Consider the following 18,637-nt stretch of genomic DNA (forward strand, 5'->3'; position numbering starts at 1 on the left):
TATCTGTTTTTTATAATTTTACCATTGTAATAAAATGCGTTGTGCCGAAAATCCGGGACCAAAACTAAGCATAAGTCCTTTTTCTCCTGATTTTGGATTGTTATCTATGATGCGTTCTAAAACGTACAACACCGTTGCACTCGACATATTGCCATATTGTTTGAGAACTTCTTTCGTATCATCAATGTTTTTGCCTAATCCGGAAAAGAGGGCTTCAACGGTAGTAATGATTTTTTTTCCTCCAGGATGAAAGATCATGTGATCTATGTCTGTAACATTTAAGTTGTTTTTCTCTAAAAACGGATGAATGATCGCATCAAAATGGTCTGCAATTGTGTTTGGAACTTCGATATCTAAAACCATTTGCAGTCCATTATTAGTGAGTTTAAAACCCATCATGTGTTCAGCATCATAAAAATGATACATTTGCTCGTCTACAATTTCGGGTCCGGCATCTTCTTCATAAGACGATAGCAGGCAACACGCAGCACCATCACCAAAAATAGCGGCACTTACGATGTTTGGCATTGAATAATCGTCGAGCTGAAAAGTAGCCGTTGGTGATTCTACTGCAATAACGGCAGCACGTTTGTTTGGATTGGCTTTCAGAAAGTTTTTAGCATAAATAATACCTGATATTCCGGCTGCGCATCCCATTTCGGTTACTGGTAAACGAACAATGTCTTGACGCAGATTCATTTTATTGATTAGATAAGCATCCAGAGAAGGTATCATGATTCCGGTACAACTTACTGTAATGATGTAGTCAAGTGTTTGAGGATCCCAACAAGATTTGTTCAGTGCTTTTTCCAGCACCTGTTCACCCAGAATAATGACTTCCCGACAGTAAATATCATTTTTTTCTTCAAAAGAGGTTGACGTAAAAACTTCGTGCGGTTCCATTATAGAATAGCGTTTGTCTACTGCGGCTCCTTCGAAAATCTTCTTTACTTTCCTGATAAAGCGTTCGTCTTGTCCGTAAAGCCAGCCGTCTAAAAGCGGAAGAATATCTTCGGTTGTACGGGAATATTTTGGCAGTTGCTTGGCAACTGTAGTTATTTTTACACTCATTGTTTAGTAATTATCCATTGGTATCTAAAAGCCCATTTCCAGTTAATTGTATATTTTTTTAGGTTTATTTTTTTTGAAAATTCTTCCAGTTCCTGGCGTTTAAATCCTCTTAGTATAGAAACCTGACCATCTTCTCGTGACATTTTATTTAAATTGAAAACGATGCATACCAATTGAAAAAGTCGGTAGGCGAGTTTACTGCGCTCTAAATCGTTTATTACAACTCCCAGACTTGCATTCTTATTAAAGGTAGTAATTAAATTTAAAATTTCTTCATTGCTAAAATGATGTAGCGTTAGGGTGCATAAAACAATATCAAATTTCAGAGCACTAAATTCTTCACTAAAAATATCGATACATTGATATTCAATATTCGGGAAATTTTCAGATAATCTTTTAGCGTAATTAATTGTAAAAGCATTGGCATCGATTCCAATAAGTTTAAAATTTAAATTGTTTTTAGTGCCGTAATCAGCAAGCATTCTGAGCATATCGCCATTGCCACAACCTACATCTACGATTATTATTGGTTGAGAAACGTTTGTTTTTTTTAGTAATTTTTTAATGCCACCTAACGTAATAGTATTACCTCCTAAAAATTGATTTATGCTTGCGATCTGATCTAAAGCGAGACGCAATTCTTCGCCTTCGAGCATGAAATCGTCCATGATCTCCGTTTCTTGTGTTCTGAATGTCGTATTTAGTGCCATTTAATTAATTGCTATAGGTTTACCGTGCGTTTTTCTTATGATTAAAGGCAATAATCTTGGGAATGATGCCAACAGCCCAACAAGAAGATTTGTAGTTTTCTTTTGCGTTAGTATTTTAGACAGCGTCCTACCGAATAACAATCTTGAGCCAAACTGTTTTTTCCACTCTTTTGAATATCTTTTTTCTAATTGCGATCTTGAAAGCAATCCATTATGAAAATCAAAAATTAATTCAGTAGCTATTTTGGCGCTGTGAATTGCCATTGCCATACCGTTTCCACACAGCGGATGAATAAGTCCTGCAGTATCGCCAATCATTATGATATGATTTTCTACAGGAGCTTTTTTGTCAAAAGAAATTTGACTTATTGTAATAGGTTTATCGAAAAGGGGAGTGCTATTCTCAAAAATAGTCTTAAGATCTTTGTTCTTGTAAAGAATATTTTGCTGGTATTCTTCGATGTTTTTATATTTTCCGAAAGTTTTGTAATCCGCCAGATAGCAAATGTTTATAATGTCATTTTCAACTTTAGATACACCGCAGTAGCCGCCATTAAAATTGTGTAAAGCAACGGTATCATTAGCGATGTTTCCTGTGTAATGCGCTTTGACTGCCAGCCAAGGCGATTTTTTTTTAATAAAGTTGCGTGACAAAACCTGGTCTATATTCGAGCGTTTGCCATAAGCTCCCAGAACAATTTTTGCTGTTAGGATTTGATTGGTGGTTGTAACTTTAAAAAGTTCATTGTCAAAAGAAACATCAGTAACATTTTCTATTATAACAGAACAGCCATTGGAGAGTGCTTTTTTATATAAAAATTGATCGAGTTCAAAACGGCTAATGCCAAATCCTCCTAATGGAAGTTTTGCTTTTGCAATTTTATGTGGCGTTGTAAATTCAAATTGAGAGATCTTGGTTGGCTTTAATTCTGATACGTCAAGTTCAAGCCAGTTTAAATAAGATAAAATTTCGTTGGAAATATACTCGCCACAAACTTTATGTCTGGGATAAGCAGATTTTTCGATCAGGGTTACGCTTAACCCTAATTTTGATAAGTGAATTGCACTTGTCAGTCCTGCAAGTCCGCCGCCAATAATAAGTACATCTGTATTTATTTCCATACAAGCAATTTAGAGATAAATAAAATAGAAGATGTGCTGTATCGATTTTTTTTATATGAAAAATTATATCATTTGTATTAAAAAACAGGAAGATTTTGTTAGACTGAAATGTTCATTACTTTTTACATTTTAATAGTGTTTTGATATTCTGCGAAGCGTCATTATTTCATAAATTTACAGTAGAAATTTTAAAAATACTACACATGAGTTTAATAGAAGATTTGCAATGGCGCTATGCGACCAAAAAAATGAATGGCAATATCGTACCACAAGAAAAAGTAGATTATATTATAGAAGCGACAAGACTTTCGCCTTCATCATCAGGATTACAGCCTTACGAAGTATTTGTAGTAACAAATGCTGATTTGTTAGGTAAAATTAAAGCTATCGGATGGGATCAAAGTCAAATTACGGATTGTTCTCATTTATTGGTTTTTGCTGCCTGGGATGGTTATTCTCTAGAAAAAATCGAAAAAGTTTTTGCAAGAACACTTGAAGAAAGAGGACTTCCTGCTGATACAATGGACGATTATAAAGCAAGACTTTGGGGTATGTATGAGCCACTTTCACAAGAATGGCATGCAAATCATGCAGCACGTCAGGCTTATATTGCATTAGGAATTGCAATGGCAGCAGCTGCAGAACAAAAAGTAGATGCAACGCCAATGGAAGGTTTTCTTCCGGAAGAATTGGATAAGATTTTAGGTCTGAAAGAGAAAGGATTAAAAAGTGCTGTAATTTTACCACTTGGTTACAGAGACGAAGCTAACGATTGGTTGGTAAACATGAAAAAAGTGAGAACTCCAAAAGAAATTTTTATTACTGAAGTTAAGTAATTGAATTTTTAAGAATGTAAAAGTCTCCAATTGTAGAGAGACTTTTACATTTTTTTATTGTATAATGCTATTCTACCACGGAATTTCTCCAGTTTCCGGATTCGTTTCTTCACTGAAAAATTTACCACTCGGACCATTTTCATCGATCAAAGCATATTTTATAATTCGTTTTGCTGCTGTTGACACCTCACCACCGTTATGATTGGTAAAATCAGTTTTGGTGTAACCGGGACAAACGGCATTTACCTTTATATTGGTATCACGCAATTCGTAAGCCAAATGAACGGTATACATGTTCAACGCTGCTTTTGATGCACCATAAACAGCATATTTGGCATAATCATACGCTGGCCAGTTGGGATCACTTTGCAAGGTTAGTGAACCTACACTTGTACTTACATTTACAATTCTGGGCGCTGTTGCTTTTTTTAGTAAGTCAATAAATGCCTGTGTAACTCTCGCTACACCAAATACGTTCGTATCAAAAGTTTTTAGAAACTGATCACTATTAGCTTCAAGCGCAGTATAAGACATTCCTCCGTTTATTCCCGCATTGTTAATGAGGATATCTAATTCGGTTGTTTTTTTTCCAATTGCTTCACGGGCTGCTTTTACTGAGTTTTCATTCGTAACATCCAGTTCTACAGTTTCTACATTGGTAAGACCTTCTTGCTTTAGTTTTTCAACAGCTTCGTTTCCGTTTGTCAGATCACGACTGCCGAGATATACGTAAAATCCTTGTTGTAATAATTGTTTCGCTGTTTCAAAGCCTATGCCTTTGTTGGCTCCGGTAATTAGTACTGATTTCATTTTCATAATTTTTATATTTAACAAAGCAAAATTGCAACGTATAAAAATGAAATGGTTTACCATTTGGTAAAAAACGAGATCAGCGGATATTTTTTCTAATTCTGCTTAAAGATTGTTGCGTAACACCCAAATACGATGCGATGTATGCCAGCGGAACCCGATTAATTAATGATGGATAATTAGTCATAAATTCTAAATAACGTGTGGTTGCATCTTGTGAAATAACGGGACCTTTTCTGGATTTTAGATACAGGCAATTTTGAAATATTTTGCTTCTTATAACATCCCAGCCTATAATAGTTTGAGCCAGTTCTTCCCAATCTTGTTTAGAAAACACAAGAAGTTTGCAGGCAGTAGCAGCTTGCAGATATTCTGAAGACGAAGTATTAGCTTCTAAATTGACATAATCGACCACAAAACTATTTTCAGCAATAAAACAGCGTGTTATTTCTTCTCCTTTATTGTTGTAATAACAACCCCGAATAACACCTTCGACAATAAAACCAACCTGCATTGGAATTTTTCCTGCCTCAGAAAAATAATCGTCTTTTTGAAGATCAATTGCTATTGCCTTTTTTTTGATAAACGCTAATTGTTGATCATTCAAATTACCAAATTGCAAAATATAATCATCAAGTTCTTTCATAAATGCAAGTTCTGAAAAATTATTTTTTTATGAATTATCATTTGGTAAAAAGTTTGGGAGGAATAGTTTTTGTTTAGTTTTTTAGTACTAGTAAGAATATAGATTATGGAATTGAATTTATATTGAAATATAATTTTGTTTTTGTAAATTAAGAAATATAACAGTACTATTGTCTTATAAGAAAGCTAATAAATTAGCATCACAAATTGATGTAAATTAAATTATAATGAAAAAAATAAGATTCTTTATCGCAGTATTCTTTATGTTATTTTTTAATACCACCAAAGCTCAAATTGCAGAATCAACTTCATATAGATTTGAAGGAAAAGTAGAAAGTCCAAAATTTAGAACATATAATATTAACTTGTTAACTCTGTATGTGGATAATACATATAAAATAATATTTCAGACCTATGGATCAAAAAAGCTTGCAAGAAGAAATATTATTCGCGAAACAGAAATTGAAGAAGGTATTTGGAATACCAAAGGTTCAGTGCTAACTCTTTTGTCCAATAATAGTAAGCAAGAATTAATCTTTTCTGTAAAAAACAATAAAAAATTAAGGGTTATGATTAATGACGTCGAAGCGTCGGCTTTGGTTTGGAAAAAAACCGATAATAAGTAAAATTATCATCAATGTAAATCTAATGCCAAATAAAGCCTTTTAATAATTCAAAAATAGTTTTAAGATATGTTTATGAAGAAATATATAATAGTATTAATGTCATTTTTTATATTTATTTCATGTGTAAGTAAGATGAAAGAAACGGTAAAATTAAAAGAAAAAGAAAATGAATTGAGTAAGGTTGGTAAATTTGAAATTGTTAAAATGGATTCAATTGATAATATTTATTTATTATATGCGAGAAGAAATGACTCAATTATAAAGATTGTTTCAATGAAGCAAATAAATAATAATTGCAAAAAAATTAGAATTGGAAATTATTATAGTTTGAAAATTAAATCCTTTTTTGGGGATAATTTTCATCAAAAATTAGATATTAAAGGGGTTAAAGTTAGTAATACAGTAATTAAATTAGAAGGTAATGAAGTCATATGGGATTTATTCTCTAGCCAAAATTTAAGTGGTCAATGCTATACAGAATGATTTTTCTAATTTACCTCATTTTGATATAGTAAAATTTAATTATAATATTCTTTTGTGATAATTAAATTTATAACACAATGCATTTTTATCATCCCTCATTTTTGATTTTCTCTCTATGTTGAATTCCCCATCTCGTCATTGCGCCTACAAGTTCTTCTAATGTATGGCTGTAGGGTAACAATTCATATTCAATAGTTACAGGATATCCAACCGCTACTTTTTTTATAATGAATCCGTTGAGTTCAAGATCTTTGAGCTCACTCGAAAGTACACGTGCAGAAATGCCTTTTACCTGTCGTTGCAATTCTGAAAAACGATTGTTTCCTCTTGCCATCGCAATAATAATCATAAGCTTCCATTTACCGCCAATCACATATAGTGCATCGCTTACTGCTGTTAGTATTGTATTGCATTCCTGAGTAAATTCTTTATTGACTTCCGGTGTTTCATTTTGCTTTTCCATAATAGCGTTTTTGTTTGGTTACTCGCTAACCTTTAGGTAACAAGTAATAAAATGTAAGCAAATGTAAATTAATTTTGTTCAGGATTTAAAAAGAAACAAATAAATTTTCAACTATTAATACAATCAATTATGACACTAGAAATTTTAAAAACAAAAGAAGATTTAAGAAATTTAATTGATGCTTATGCTTATTTAGGCGATGACAAAAAGATTTCAGAAGTAATGCAGCTTTTTATAAAAGATGCTGTTTACAAGGTTTTTATGAACGGAGTAGAAGTTGCTAATACTAAAGGAACCGATGTTTTGGAAAAGGAGTTTACCGGACATGCATCTTTGGTAAAAACATATTTTACATTGAACGGTCAACATACGGTAAAAATTGACGGTGATACTGCTTCTGGAGTTTCTTTTTCACAGATTAAAATGATTAGAGAGCATGAAGGAGCTGATACTATTACAGATTATAGTGTAAAATATGAAGACCAATACATTCTGGAAAACGGAAAATGGCTTATCAAAGAGCGTGTCGGTTTTTTTATTATTATTGAGGCACGATCGTTAAAAAATTAAATGGTAAAAAAAGGTAATCGACAAAACTGTTGATTACCTTTTTTGATTTATTCGCTTTTCATTTTTGATTTTACTTTATATTTGATGATATTCCATTTAAATTTTCACTAAAATAAAAGAAACAATAAATTATGAAAATACCTTCTAAAAATACAGTTTTAATGTTTGTCACATTTTCATCTTTGTTTATTTGTAATAATGCTTTCGCACAAAAGAAAGATCAAATGGTACGAATTGCTGAAATAGAAATTGAACATGCACATCTTGATGAATACAAAAAGATACTAAAAGAAGAGTCAGAAGCTTCTGTTAGATTGGAACCAGGTGTAATCGCTATTTTTCCAATGTTTGAAAAAGAAAATCCGAATCGAGTTAGAATACTTGAAATCTACGCAGACAAAGAAGCATATCAGGCACATTTAAAAACGCCTCACTTTTTACTTTATAAAAATTCCACACTTAAAATGGTGAAGTCGTTGAAACTCGTAGAAATGGATGCATTAGATGTCAAAACAATGCCAGTACTATTTAGAAAGTACGATTAATAATTTTTAGAAGTACAAAATTACTTTTTGCCAAATGGCAAATCCTTTTCTTTTTTGTTGAAATAATTTTACAACCGTAATAATTTCAATCCATTAAAAATGAAAAAAACGGTTTTGGTTACAGGTGCTTCGGCAGGAATTGGTAAAGCGACAGCTATTTATTTGGCTCAGAAAGGTTATAATGTTTACGGTGCCGCACGCAGAATAGAAAAAATGCAGGATTTAAAAGCAAGTGGCGTAAAACCAATTGTTTTAGATGTTACAAAAGAAGATAGTATAGTGAGTTGTGTTAATGCTATTTTGAGTGAAACAGGAAGTATAGATATCCTGATTAATAGTGCAGGTTTAGGATCTTACGGAGCTTTAGAAGATGTTTCGATGGCAGAAGCAAAAAATCAAATGGAAATAAATGTATTTGGTGTGGCACGTTTGATACAATTGGTATTACCGCAAATGCGAAAGAATAAATTTGGAAAAATTGTAAACATTTCTTCCATTGGTGGTAAAGTCGGATTACCATTAGGTAGTTGGTACCACGCAAGCAAATTTGCAATCGAAGGATTAAGCGACTGTTTGCGAAACGAAGTAAAACAATTTGGTATAGATGTAATTGTAATTGAACCAGGCGGAACAAAATCTGAAATGATCGAAAGCGGAACTGATGATTTAAAACGTGTCTCAGGAGAAACGGTTTATAAAGATTTAGCAAACGCGGTAATAAAATCATATACAACCCAAAAAGATAAAGCGATAGAAGCAGTTGAAATTGCAAAGCTTATCACGAAAAGTATCGAAGCAAAATGCCCAAAAGCACGTTATGCTGCAAGTAATGCAAAGCCATTTTTATTGATACGAAAATTATTATCAGATAGATTGTTTGATAAAATGGTGATGAGTCAAATGAAATAAAGATATGGAAAGACTAATTAATTATTTACTACAGTTTGGTAATCTGAATCAACAACAAATTGAATTGATCAAGAGTAAAGTTGATTTTAAGGAAATCAAAAAAGAAGAATATTATCAGGAAGCAGGAAAAATACCTGATGAAGTTATTTTTTTGACAAAAGGAATTATGCGAATTTGTTATTTTAACCATAAAGGCGATGAAATAACGAAGTATTTTATTGATGAAAACAATTTTCTGGTAGATATTAACAGCTATACTCAAGAGATTCCTTCCACCGAATATATTCAGTCTGTTACGGATTGCAAATATTTAGTATTATCGAAGAATGCAATGAAAGAATTGTCAAGTATCATTATTGAATGGGATAAAATTGTTTCAAAAATTACATCAAAAGCATTGGCGGAAAAAGTAAATAGAATAAGCCCCATGATGACAGAAGATGCAAAGGAACGTTACCTTAAATTTCTAACTAATTTTCCCAATCTGGCAAATCGTGTTCCGCTTTCGTATCTGGCATCGTATTTAGGAATTACACAATCATCGTTAAGCAGAATACGCAAGAATATTTAAACTTAAAAAGCCTTCAAAATCATTGACTTTGAAGGCTTTTGTCTACTTAAAAATTATAAAACTGAAAATTATTTGTCAGCTACAAAAAGGTCATCTGAATTTTCCGTTATCGGAATATAAAGACGCTCCCAAACATCAGAATCTACCATATCCCAGCTGTGTCCTTTACCTTTTAGATCTTCTGCCAATAATACAACACCAGGCTCTATTATAAAAGTGGTGCCATCAGATACTTTAAATTTGATTTTTCCTTTTACTGTTACCACATATTGTTTTCTAGGTGCAGGATGCGCATTTTTTTCCCATTCTTCCGTTTTGTTGCTGTACCAGAAAGAAGCGGTATTCATGTGCTTTAAAGATGGAATAGAACCCTTTTCGAAATAACAAGACCCATCAGCCTTATTGATTAGGCGGTAAGCCGGAATATCAGACTCTTCTTCCAGAGCTTTTACTTTAACTTGATTATGACTTTGAGCATTGTTGGTGTTGGCTAATATAAGGGCCGCAATTAGGATAAATCCGTTTAAGAATTTTTTCATTTTGATGTTAATTTAAATTGTTTGTTTTTTATTTTTTATTGATTGTAGATGGAATCGTGTACCATCATTTTGTTAAAGAAAGGTTTGTATTTTGCCACAAGTGCAAGATGCCCTTCTAGTTTACCATACGTTTCTAAATCTTCTAAAGAATCAAATTCCATTGAAGCGTTATAAGTAAATGAGTTATCCATAACAGGTCTTGGCGATGAATTTGCAGGACCACCGTAGCGTACATTTTTTACATACGGCAGTTTTTTAAGTCCTTCAAAAAAGTTCTGAAAATCCTTCACCTCGGCAGCAGTCAGTTCAGGTTTAAGCCAAAACAACAGGTAATGAAAATAAACTGTTTTAGATTTTGTTTCTATTGCTGTTTCATCAATCGTATTAGCCAATACTTTTGTTCCTGTAAGGGCAAGGGCTCCCGCACTTGCTGACTTAATAATAAAATTTCTTCTTTCCATAATAGTATGTTTTTAGTTAAAATCGATTCTGTATTTTAAAACATATTGCCATTTTCTATCGGATACTGTAGCTTGGTTAGCGTCATTTAAAGCATAGATAGGACGGTTTTGAGCATCTAAGGTCAAGCGAGACGACATACCATTCATTAGCAATGAAACTCCTGCGTCGTAGGTTAATGCTTTGTCGTGTAATCCATCAAGATCAGATAACATCACACTTCCTGCTGGCTGTAACTGTAAATTGTTTTTTGCTTTATTAAAGTACGGAAGTGTACCGCCAATTTGTACATAGTAAGTATTACCGGTTCCAATAACAGGAGAAGTATTTCCGGCACCATTAAGACTGCTCATAGAAGCATTTACGCCACTTGCAGGATTACTTACTCCCGAGTAACGCGTATAATTTGGTCCATAATCATTGTTCATTGCCATTGCATAAGCACTAAACGAGGTTCCACGATCTTTGTTTATTGGTGTATCATAAAATAAATCAACCGCAAAACTCTTTTCATCATCATTTATCGTGGTTCCTGTTTCGTTTAAGTGCCATAAAGCATTGTGCATGTATTCAAATCCTGCACCTAATGCCAATACTTTCTTTTTACCGCTATACGTACCGGAATGAAAAGGTGAAGCGTTGTTTTCTGTTTCAAAAAACTCATATTTAAAGTATCCTGAATAATCTTTATTCGGATGTGTTTTACTGAAGTTTGCTACATTGTATTTTGCATCAGCACTTACGTTGGTATACGGGTCTGCAATAACCAAACGATAATCGAATTTACCGACTTGTCCTTTGGCATAAACACTTAATTGACGTACTGTTTCATCTGAAATACCCGCATTTCCTGTAGCATAAGAAGGTAAATCATATAATAAAGTGTTCAAAGGTCCTGTAGTAAACCTCGATAAACCTCTCCACGTAGATCGTCCTGCACCGGCAGCGATAAAATTGTTGAATTTGTATTCTGCGTAAGCATCCAGAAGTTCAAATGTTGGTGTAGTTTTAGAAGCCACATTTACATTTGTTAAACCACCTTGCAATACAAACGTAAAATTATCAGTAGGCTGATACGCCATTTTTACACGTACGCGTCGTAATGATAGGTCTGAAATGCTATTGACCTGTTCGCCATTTACAAGACTTCCCGGATTAAGTTCAGCGTAACGTGCCCATATTTCGGTGTAACCGCTAAATTGTATCGAACGAGTTTTTTCTTCGTTTAAATAATGTGTAAGTGTTGCGTTTCCAAAATCGTTCTTTTTTTGGGCACTTACCGTATTGATTAACCCTGTTAACAGAGAAAAGCAGATCCCAATTTTTAAATAACTTGTTTTCATGTATCGTTAGAATTTACATTTTGTTTGGTAGTGATTACTACTTGTTTTTGATGAGACAAAGGTAGATTCAGCATGGTGTTTGGGTTATTAGAAAAGTATTAGAAAGGCTATAGATTGTTATGAGAGAATCGCTTGTTTTTGTTTTAAGTTGTTGAAATACAATGATTTTTGAGTTGATGGTTGTTAAGAGTGCAAACAGTGACTTATTAGAAAAACAAATTATTGTTGTAAATTTGATCTCGATTTAAATGAACAAATACCAAATGAAGATCTTAATAGTTGAAGATAACAATAGAGTTTCTGCACTGCTAAAACGAGGATTAGAAAGTCAGGGTTATCAGGTATATATTGTAGAAGAGGCTGAGGAAGGACTTATACTTGTTGAGAAAGTAAATTTCGATTTAATTATTACAGACATTATGCTCGTTGGCATGGATGGTATTACGTTTTGCAAACGAATTCGGCATTCAGGAAAAAAAATCCCTATCATTATGCTCACCGCACTTGGCACTATCGATGAAAAGATCGAAGGATTTGATGCCGGAGCAGATGATTATCTCGTAAAACCTTTTGAGATAAGAGAATTGTATGCAAGGGTAAAGGCTTTATTACATCGTAAAAGCGATGCTGTTCAATCGCAGGAAGAAAGCGCTCAAATTATCTACAATGATCTTGTTCTCGATAAACGAACAAAAGTAATTTTCAGAGATGGACTTACTATAAACCTGACACCAAAAGAGTTTAACTTACTGCACTTTATGATGCAAAATCCCGAAAGATTGCTGACCCGCGATGAGATAGCTGATAATGTTTGGGGCAATAATTTTGATACCGGAACCAATTACATCGATGTTTACATTGCTTACCTCAGAAAAAAAATTGACAAAGGTTTTGAGCAAAAACTAATTCATACCAAAGTGGGAATGGGATTTATTTTAAGCAATAAGATATGAAATTAGTAACCAGAACCGCTTTAGCTTATGCTATTTTAACAGCTTTTATACTTTTTGTTTTTGCCTACAGCGTTTATTTCGTATCCGAAAAAAACAGAGAAGATGAATTCTATGATCGATTGGATTATAAAATTATCTGGAGAGCCGAGTTTATATTTGATGCTCAGATCGATAAAGAACTGATCAAATTTCTGCACACCAAAAACAAAAAAGTACTGAATGAGGCAGATATTAGCGTTTATGACAGCAACTCCGACCTTTATTTTTCGGATAATATGCCGCCTCTTGGTGATAAAAAGATTCTAAAGGCAATTAAAAAAAAGGGATCACTAAACTGGGCAGATCATAAGTACCAATACAGAGGTATTTTGTATACAGACGATAACAGAGAATATTATATTATCGGAAGAGCGATTGATGTATCGGGTTGGAACCATATTAATGCTTTTAAGGAAAATGTATTGTATGTTTATTTCATTTCGATTGTTTTAATATTTATTATAGGTTTTGGATTTTCGTATTACACCCTAAAACCGTTAAAAGACATCATTGTTCAAATCAGAGACATATCAGAGCATAATCTGGATAAACGTGTTGTCGTTCCAAAAGCGAAAGATGAATTGTATGAGCTTACCCAAACGTTTAATGCAACCTTCAATAGATTAGAGAAATCCTTCAACAATCATCGGAATTTTGTAACCACTATTTCACATGAATTTCGAACACCCCTTTCGATTTTAATTGCTGAAATTGAACTCGGAAAGGAACTTAATAAAACGATCGACGATTACAAGACATCATTAGACAATGCTTTAGAAGAAGCCAATCACGTGTCTGAACTTTCAACATCGCTTCTCGATTTCGCACGGGCTAATTATGATAGATCGCAAATTAAAATGGCTGATCTTCGAGTAGATGAAGTTCTGGTTGATGCCAAACTAAATCTTTTAAATAAAAAAGAAGTCAAATATAAAATAGGTATCAGTTATACGAACCTTGACGATACAGATGCCAACAACTACAACTACTTTGGAAATCCATATTTACTGCAAATGGCTTTTTCGAATATTATGGAAAACGCCTGTAAATACTCAGATAATCATTCTTGTCACGTCGATATCAATGCGTCATCAGACAAAATCATGCTAACGTTTTCTGATACCGGAATCGGAATCCCCGAAGCGGATCTCGAACAGATCTACAATTTATTTTATCGCGGAAAAAACAAAAATTATGACAACGGTTACGGCGTTGGATTGTCTGTTGTCAAGCAAATTATTAGCCTTCATAACGGTTTAATCGATGTTGCTTCCGTTGTCGGAAATGGAACTACTTTTACGATTACGCTTTTTAAGTAAATTTCAGATTTCAGATTTTAGATTTTAGATTTTTAGATTTTAGATTTTTGGATTATTCGATTATTCGATATTTAGATATTTAGATTGATGATTGCTCAAAGCTGAAAGTTGATTGCCCACAGTTCAAAGCCTACTGCCTAAAGCTTAAAGCCTACAGCTTATAAAAAAAGAAGTACCGAATTAACAATAGAAGTAAATCTCAATGCTTACTTTTGCAGCATTAAACAAATACTTTATGAATACTAAGAATACCACCAATGCAGCGGCGCCAAATTACACGGTTCCGTTGGTTACTATTACCTTATTGTTTTTCATGTGGGGATTTATTACCTGTATGAATGATATTTTGATACCTTACTTAAAAAAATTATTCGCTTTAACTTTTGTTGAATCCATGTTGGTTCAGTTTTGCTTTTTCGGGGCTTATTTTCTGGGATCGCTATTGTATTTTACCATTTCGTACTATAAAGGAGATCCTATCAACAAAGTAGGCTATAAAAAAGGAATGCTTGCCGGAATTTTATTGTCAGCTGTGGGTTGCGTTTTGTTTTATCCTGCTGCGACTTTCTCCGTATACGGATTATTTCTAGGCGCACTTTTTGTCTTAGGACTTGGATTTACCATTCTTCAAATTACAGCAAATGCTTATGTGTCTTTATTAGGATCAGAAGAAAGTGCTTCCGGACGTTTGAATATGACACAGGGATTTAATGCTTTTGGTACAACAATCGCACCTATTTTAGGAGGCTATTTAATTTTTGGATCAGGCGGAGAACACATTATCACTGCCGAAGCAACCCGTATACCGTACCTTGTATTTGCAGGAATTCTAATTCTTGTAGCCTTGTTAATCTATAATGTAAAATTGCCTTCTTTCCAGTCTGAAGAAACAGAGCAGGGAGGTTTAGGAGCGTTGAAGTTTCCGCATTTACGTTTGGGAATTTTTGCTATTTTCTTTTACGTAGGTGGAGAAGTAGCAGTTGGAAGTTTTATTATTAGTTTTTTAGAATTAGATACCGTTGCAGGATTAACAGAAGCTATGAGTAAGAACTACTTAGCCATGTATTGGGGAGGTTCAATGATCGGACGTTTTTTAGGGGCAATTTCATTAAACCAAGGATTAAGCGACACTAAAAAAACACTTTACATGATTTTGACTGCTGCAGCCGTTTTCCTTGTTATTTATGGTGTTGTTGATCTTACATTTGGTCAAATGAGTTTCTTCCTGGTTTTCTTAGTATTGAATTTCATAGCATTCATTATCGGAAAATCGAAACCGGCAAGAACATTAGCAATTTTCGCTTCTATCAATGCTGTTTTATTAATTTTTACCATTTTATCTACTGGAAAAATTGCAATGTATGGCGTGTTGGGAGTAGGGATTTTTAATTCTATTATGTTCTCGAATATTTTTACCTTGAGTATTTCAGGTCTAGGAAAATACACAAGCCAGGGTTCTTCGTTATTGGTTATGGCGATTCTTGGTGGTGCTTTAGTACCATTAATTCAAGGTTTTATTGCCGATTCTGAATTTGGCGTACAAAAATCATTTGTAGTTCCTGTTTTCTGCTATTTATACGTTCTTTTCTTCGGAATATATTGTTCGAAAAAGCTTCATTTTGTAGAACACAGCAAAAATGTTTCAGGGCATTAATTAGTTTTTTATAATTGAAAATAATTTTAGCAATAGGATTTAAGTCTTCGGATTTAGATCCTATTGTTGTTTATATTAGATGGTCATAATTATTGAATTTTACAGATAGATATAAAATAAACGAAGAAATTTTTTTGTTAGTCATTTTAATATCGTAATATTGCGATATTAAAAAATACAGCAATGGGAGTTACAAAAACAGAAATATATAAGGATGAACAAAACAAACTGGCATCACTTCTTAAAGTTTTGGGACATCCAGCCAGAATAGCAATCCTGCAATACATCATTAATCAAAAAGCATGTATTTGTAATGATCTTGTAGAGGAATTAGGATTAGCGCAGGCTACAATTTCACAACATTTGAAAGAATTAAAAAACATTGGAATCATTCAAGGTTCAATAGAAGGGAAATCTGTTTGTTATTGTATCGAAGAAAAAGTGTGGAAACAATTTCAGGAAGAGTTTAACTTTTTTTTCAATCAGGATGTAAAAGTAGATGAATGCTGCTAAAAGCATTTTTTTAACATTTAATATCGTAATATTGCTTTATTACGTTTTTAGTTTAATTATCGATTATATTATTTTAAAATTGAGTTATTATGAAATTATCAGAAATCAAAGAAATTCTACCAACATTGGAGAATGTTGAATTTCAATTAGAAAACGGAACATTTGTACCTGAACACTTTCATGTTACAGAAGTGGGGCAGGTTATTAAAAACTTTATTGATTGTGGTGGTGTTATTCGAAACGAAAAAACAGTAAACTTTCAATTATGGAATGCCGATGATTACGAACATCGTTTGAAGCCAGTAAAATTATTAAATATCATCAAGTTGTCCGAAGAAAAACTGGGTATTGAAGACAACGAAATAGAAGTAGAATATCAAAGCGAAACCATTGGTAAATACGATCTTGAATTTAATGGAAAGACCTTTATTCTGAAAAGTAAAACGACGGCTTGTCTGGCACAGGATGCTTGCGGTATTCCTTTTGAAAAGCAGAAGAAAAATTTAATACAATTATCTGTAAATGAAGGATCTTGTTGTACTCCAGATTCAGGATGTTGTTAATTTGAATATAAGATAGTATGTATCCGTTATTATCAAAAACAATTCAACAGCTACAATGGAAACCATTCAATAATAGTGAACGTAAAAATACATTACAGCCTTTTGTAGATTTTATTCAGCAAAAAGTCAAGGATAAAAAGCAAATAAACATCAATTTTATCTGCACTCATAATTCACGTAGAAGTCATCTATCACAAGTTTGGGCACAAGTTGCAGCTTCTTACTTTGGTATTGAGAATGTGGTTTGTTATTCGGGAGGCACAGAAGAAACAGCATTGTATCCTAAAGTTGCAGAAACATTATCTAATCAGGGATTTAATATTTTTAAAATTAATGAAACCAATAATCCTCTTTACGCCATCAAATACAGTGATAATTCGTTACCAATAATCGGTTTTTCAAAAAAGTATGATAATCCTTTTAATCCTGTTTCTAATTTCGCAGCTATAATGACGTGCTCACAAGCAGATGAAGGTTGCCCTTTTATTGCAGGTGCTGAAAAGAGAATTCCCATTACATTTGAAGACCCTAAAATTTCAGATAATACTTTAATGCAGAATGAAATATATGCACAAAGAAGTTTGCAAATAGCAACAGAAATGTTTTACGTCTTTTCTAAAATCAAGAAATAATTAAATTTTAGAAATTGATAAGATTTAATTAATTCCAAAGAGCCAGAGGCTCGACCAATATTGTAGAGCCGGATTTTAATCCGGCTTTTATTGTTAGAATAGGAAAAAGTTCCATAGGAGCGACCGATATTTTGTGCTATTTACGAATAATACTGATAGATATCGGTCGTTCCTATGGAACTTTAGTTGGTGGCATTATTATGATCAACGGATTAAAATCCGTTGCTACAAAAATGTTTCGTTCCTCCGGAACTTTGATTTGATAAAGTTGTTGTCGATAACAAGACTGAGTATAATTTGAAAGAGCCAGAGGCTCGACCAATATTGTAGGGCCGGATTTTAATCCGGCTTTTGTCGTTAGAATAGAAAAAAGTTCCATAGGAAAGGCCGATATTTTTTGCTATTTACGAATAAAGCTGATAAATATCGGTCGTTCCTATGGAACTTTAGTTGGTGGCATTATTATGATCAACGGATTAAAATCCGTTGCTACAAAATGTGTCGTTCCTCCGGAACTTTTATGCGATAATTTTGATAAAGTTGTTCTTGATAACAAGATTGAATAAATTCCAAAGAGCCAGAGGCTCGACCCATATTGTAGAGCCGGATTTTAATCCGGCTTTTGTCATTATAATAGGAAAAAAGTTCCATAGGAACGGCCGATATTTTGTGCTATTTACGAATAAATCTGATAAATATCGGTCGTTCTTATGGAACTTTAATATCGGTCATTATTGTAATCAACGGATTAAAATCCGTTGCTACAAAATGTTTCGTTCCTACGGAATTTTGATACGATAATTTTGACAAAGTTATTGCAAATAACAAGACTGATTATAATTCCAAAGAGCCAGAGGCTCGACCCATATTGTAGAGCCGGATTTTAATCCGGCTTTTGTTATTAGAATAGGAAAAAAGTTCCATAGGAACGGCCGATATTTTGTGCTATTTACGAATAAATCTGATAAATATCGGTCGTTCCTATGGAACTTTAATATCGGTCATTATTGTAATCAACGGATTAAAATCCGTTGCTACAAAATGTTTCGTTCCTACGGAACTTTGATACGATAATTTTGATAAAGTTATTGCAAATAACAAGACTGATTATAATTACAAAGAGCCATAGGCTCGACCAATATTGTAGGGCCGGATTTTAATCCGGCTTTTGTCGTTAGAATAGGAAAAAGTTCCATAGGAACGACCTATATTTTGTGCTATTTACGAATAAATCTGATAAATATCGGTCATTATTGTAATCA

At 33.2% G+C, this 18,637-nt stretch carries 23 protein-coding genes; 13 read left to right on the top strand and 10 right to left on the bottom strand.

Annotated features, from left to right (window positions below; genetic code table 11):
* Positions 1 to 18: 18 nt before the first annotated feature.
* The 3 genes from B0A66_RS13215 to B0A66_RS13225 are packed head-to-tail and all read right to left on the bottom strand — an operon-like array spanning position 19 to position 2,903.
* The gene (locus tag B0A66_RS13215) at positions 19 to 1,071 is read right to left on the bottom strand and encodes a type III polyketide synthase (protein ID WP_089050321.1); all 1,053 of its coding nucleotides are present in this window, start codon (positions 1,069 to 1,071) and stop codon (positions 19 to 21) included.
* A complete protein-coding gene (locus B0A66_RS13220; protein ID WP_089050322.1) occupies positions 1,068 to 1,781 on the bottom strand; it encodes a methyltransferase domain-containing protein in 714 nt (237 codons plus the stop codon). The genes B0A66_RS13215 and B0A66_RS13220 overlap by 4 nt, the downstream gene beginning before the upstream one ends.
* Positions 1,782 to 2,903 carry an NAD(P)/FAD-dependent oxidoreductase gene (locus tag B0A66_RS13225; protein ID WP_089050323.1) on the bottom strand — a complete coding sequence of 374 codons (1,122 nt, stop codon included), beginning with the start codon at positions 2,901 to 2,903 and terminating at the stop codon, positions 1,782 to 1,784.
* A 203-nt stretch (positions 2,904 to 3,106) separates the two neighbouring features.
* Here B0A66_RS13225 and B0A66_RS13230 point away from each other — a divergent pair, with 203 nt between their 5' ends.
* Entirely contained in the window at positions 3,107 to 3,739 is a 633-nt protein-coding gene (locus B0A66_RS13230) for an NAD(P)H-dependent oxidoreductase (RefSeq protein WP_089050324.1), read from the top strand.
* A 72-nt stretch (positions 3,740 to 3,811) separates the two neighbouring features.
* Here B0A66_RS13230 and B0A66_RS13235 read toward each other — a convergent pair whose 3' ends face one another.
* Both B0A66_RS13235 and B0A66_RS13240 read right to left on the bottom strand, forming a co-directional pair.
* Positions 3,812 to 4,549 carry an SDR family oxidoreductase gene (locus B0A66_RS13235; RefSeq protein WP_089050440.1) on the bottom strand — a complete coding sequence of 246 codons (738 nt, stop codon included), beginning with the start codon at positions 4,547 to 4,549 and terminating at the stop codon, positions 3,812 to 3,814.
* A gap of 79 nt (positions 4,550 to 4,628) precedes the next feature.
* Positions 4,629 to 5,195 carry a Crp/Fnr family transcriptional regulator gene (locus tag B0A66_RS13240; RefSeq protein ID WP_089050325.1) on the bottom strand — a complete coding sequence of 189 codons (567 nt, stop codon included), beginning with the start codon at positions 5,193 to 5,195 and terminating at the stop codon, positions 4,629 to 4,631.
* A 226-nt stretch (positions 5,196 to 5,421) separates the two neighbouring features.
* On the opposite strand from B0A66_RS13240, the gene B0A66_RS13245 reads away from it, so the two are divergent.
* Both B0A66_RS13245 and B0A66_RS13250 read left to right on the top strand, forming a co-directional pair.
* A complete protein-coding gene (locus tag B0A66_RS13245; protein ID WP_089050326.1) occupies positions 5,422 to 5,820 on the top strand; it encodes a hypothetical protein in 399 nt (132 codons plus the stop codon).
* A gap of 72 nt (positions 5,821 to 5,892) precedes the next feature.
* Positions 5,893 to 6,303 carry a hypothetical protein gene (locus B0A66_RS13250; RefSeq protein ID WP_089050327.1) on the top strand — a complete coding sequence of 137 codons (411 nt, stop codon included), beginning with the start codon at positions 5,893 to 5,895 and terminating at the stop codon, positions 6,301 to 6,303.
* Between the two features lie 88 nt (positions 6,304 to 6,391).
* On the opposite strand, the gene B0A66_RS13255 is transcribed toward B0A66_RS13250, so the two are convergent.
* Positions 6,392 to 6,766, bottom strand: a complete 375-nt coding sequence (locus tag B0A66_RS13255) for a winged helix-turn-helix transcriptional regulator (protein ID WP_089050328.1) — start codon at positions 6,764 to 6,766, stop codon at positions 6,392 to 6,394.
* A gap of 129 nt (positions 6,767 to 6,895) precedes the next feature.
* On the opposite strand from B0A66_RS13255, the gene B0A66_RS13260 reads away from it, so the two are divergent.
* From B0A66_RS13260 to B0A66_RS13275, 4 genes are all read left to right on the top strand, one after another.
* Positions 6,896 to 7,336, top strand: a complete 441-nt coding sequence (locus tag B0A66_RS13260) for a nuclear transport factor 2 family protein (protein WP_089050329.1) — start codon at positions 6,896 to 6,898, stop codon at positions 7,334 to 7,336.
* 131 nt (positions 7,337 to 7,467) lie between these two features.
* Positions 7,468 to 7,881, top strand: coding sequence for a putative quinol monooxygenase (locus tag B0A66_RS13265; RefSeq protein WP_089050330.1), 414 nt, complete (start codon positions 7,468 to 7,470; stop codon positions 7,879 to 7,881).
* Positions 7,882 to 7,980: 99 nt separating this feature from the next.
* Positions 7,981 to 8,790 carry an oxidoreductase gene (locus B0A66_RS13270; RefSeq protein WP_089050331.1) on the top strand — a complete coding sequence of 270 codons (810 nt, stop codon included), beginning with the start codon at positions 7,981 to 7,983 and terminating at the stop codon, positions 8,788 to 8,790.
* Positions 8,791 to 8,794: 4 nt separating this feature from the next.
* On the top strand, positions 8,795 to 9,361 hold the full coding sequence (locus B0A66_RS13275) for a Crp/Fnr family transcriptional regulator (protein ID WP_089050332.1): 567 nt from the start codon (positions 8,795 to 8,797) through the stop codon (positions 9,359 to 9,361).
* A 68-nt stretch (positions 9,362 to 9,429) separates the two neighbouring features.
* Here B0A66_RS13275 and B0A66_RS13280 read toward each other — a convergent pair whose 3' ends face one another.
* From B0A66_RS13280 to B0A66_RS13290, 3 genes are read right to left on the bottom strand one after another with little or no spacing between them, the layout of a single operon-like run.
* Entirely contained in the window at positions 9,430 to 9,900 is a 471-nt protein-coding gene (locus tag B0A66_RS13280; protein ID WP_244283480.1) for a cupin domain-containing protein, read from the bottom strand.
* Between the two features lie 35 nt (positions 9,901 to 9,935).
* A complete protein-coding gene (locus B0A66_RS13285; protein ID WP_089050333.1) occupies positions 9,936 to 10,361 on the bottom strand; it encodes a Dabb family protein in 426 nt (141 codons plus the stop codon).
* A gap of 12 nt (positions 10,362 to 10,373) precedes the next feature.
* Positions 10,374 to 11,702: a hypothetical protein gene (locus B0A66_RS13290; RefSeq protein ID WP_089050334.1), complete on the bottom strand. Its 1,329-nt coding sequence runs from the start codon at positions 11,700 to 11,702 to the stop codon at positions 10,374 to 10,376.
* Positions 11,703 to 11,965: 263 nt separating this feature from the next.
* On the opposite strand from B0A66_RS13290, the gene B0A66_RS13295 reads away from it, so the two are divergent.
* From B0A66_RS13295 to B0A66_RS13320, 6 genes are all read left to right on the top strand, one after another.
* Positions 11,966 to 12,655: a response regulator transcription factor gene (locus B0A66_RS13295; protein ID WP_208862581.1), complete on the top strand. Its 690-nt coding sequence runs from the start codon at positions 11,966 to 11,968 to the stop codon at positions 12,653 to 12,655.
* Positions 12,652 to 14,013, top strand: coding sequence for a HAMP domain-containing sensor histidine kinase (locus B0A66_RS13300; protein WP_089050336.1), 1,362 nt, complete (start codon positions 12,652 to 12,654; stop codon positions 14,011 to 14,013). The genes B0A66_RS13295 and B0A66_RS13300 overlap by 4 nt, the downstream gene beginning before the upstream one ends.
* A gap of 235 nt (positions 14,014 to 14,248) precedes the next feature.
* Positions 14,249 to 15,667, top strand: coding sequence for a sugar MFS transporter (locus B0A66_RS13305; RefSeq protein WP_208862582.1), 1,419 nt, complete (start codon positions 14,249 to 14,251; stop codon positions 15,665 to 15,667).
* A 183-nt stretch (positions 15,668 to 15,850) separates the two neighbouring features.
* A complete protein-coding gene (locus tag B0A66_RS13310) occupies positions 15,851 to 16,180 on the top strand; it encodes an ArsR/SmtB family transcription factor (RefSeq protein WP_089050337.1) in 330 nt (109 codons plus the stop codon).
* A gap of 89 nt (positions 16,181 to 16,269) precedes the next feature.
* Complete coding sequence (locus B0A66_RS13315) at positions 16,270 to 16,743, top strand: DUF6428 family protein (protein WP_089050338.1); 474 nt, start codon at positions 16,270 to 16,272, stop codon at positions 16,741 to 16,743.
* Between the two features lie 17 nt (positions 16,744 to 16,760).
* Entirely contained in the window at positions 16,761 to 17,375 is a 615-nt protein-coding gene (locus B0A66_RS13320; protein WP_089050339.1) for an arsenate-mycothiol transferase ArsC, read from the top strand.
* A 172-nt stretch (positions 17,376 to 17,547) separates the two neighbouring features.
* Here the strand turns inward: B0A66_RS13320 and B0A66_RS13325 are convergent, their stop codons facing one another.
* On the bottom strand, positions 17,548 to 17,754 hold the full coding sequence (locus B0A66_RS13325; protein WP_089050340.1) for a hypothetical protein: 207 nt from the start codon (positions 17,752 to 17,754) through the stop codon (positions 17,548 to 17,550).
* Between the last annotated feature and the right edge of the window lie 883 nt (positions 17,755 to 18,637).

Source organism: Flavobacterium hercynium (genome assembly GCF_002217285.1).
GTDB classification, from domain to species: Bacteria; Bacteroidota; Bacteroidia; order Flavobacteriales; family Flavobacteriaceae; genus Flavobacterium; species Flavobacterium hercynium.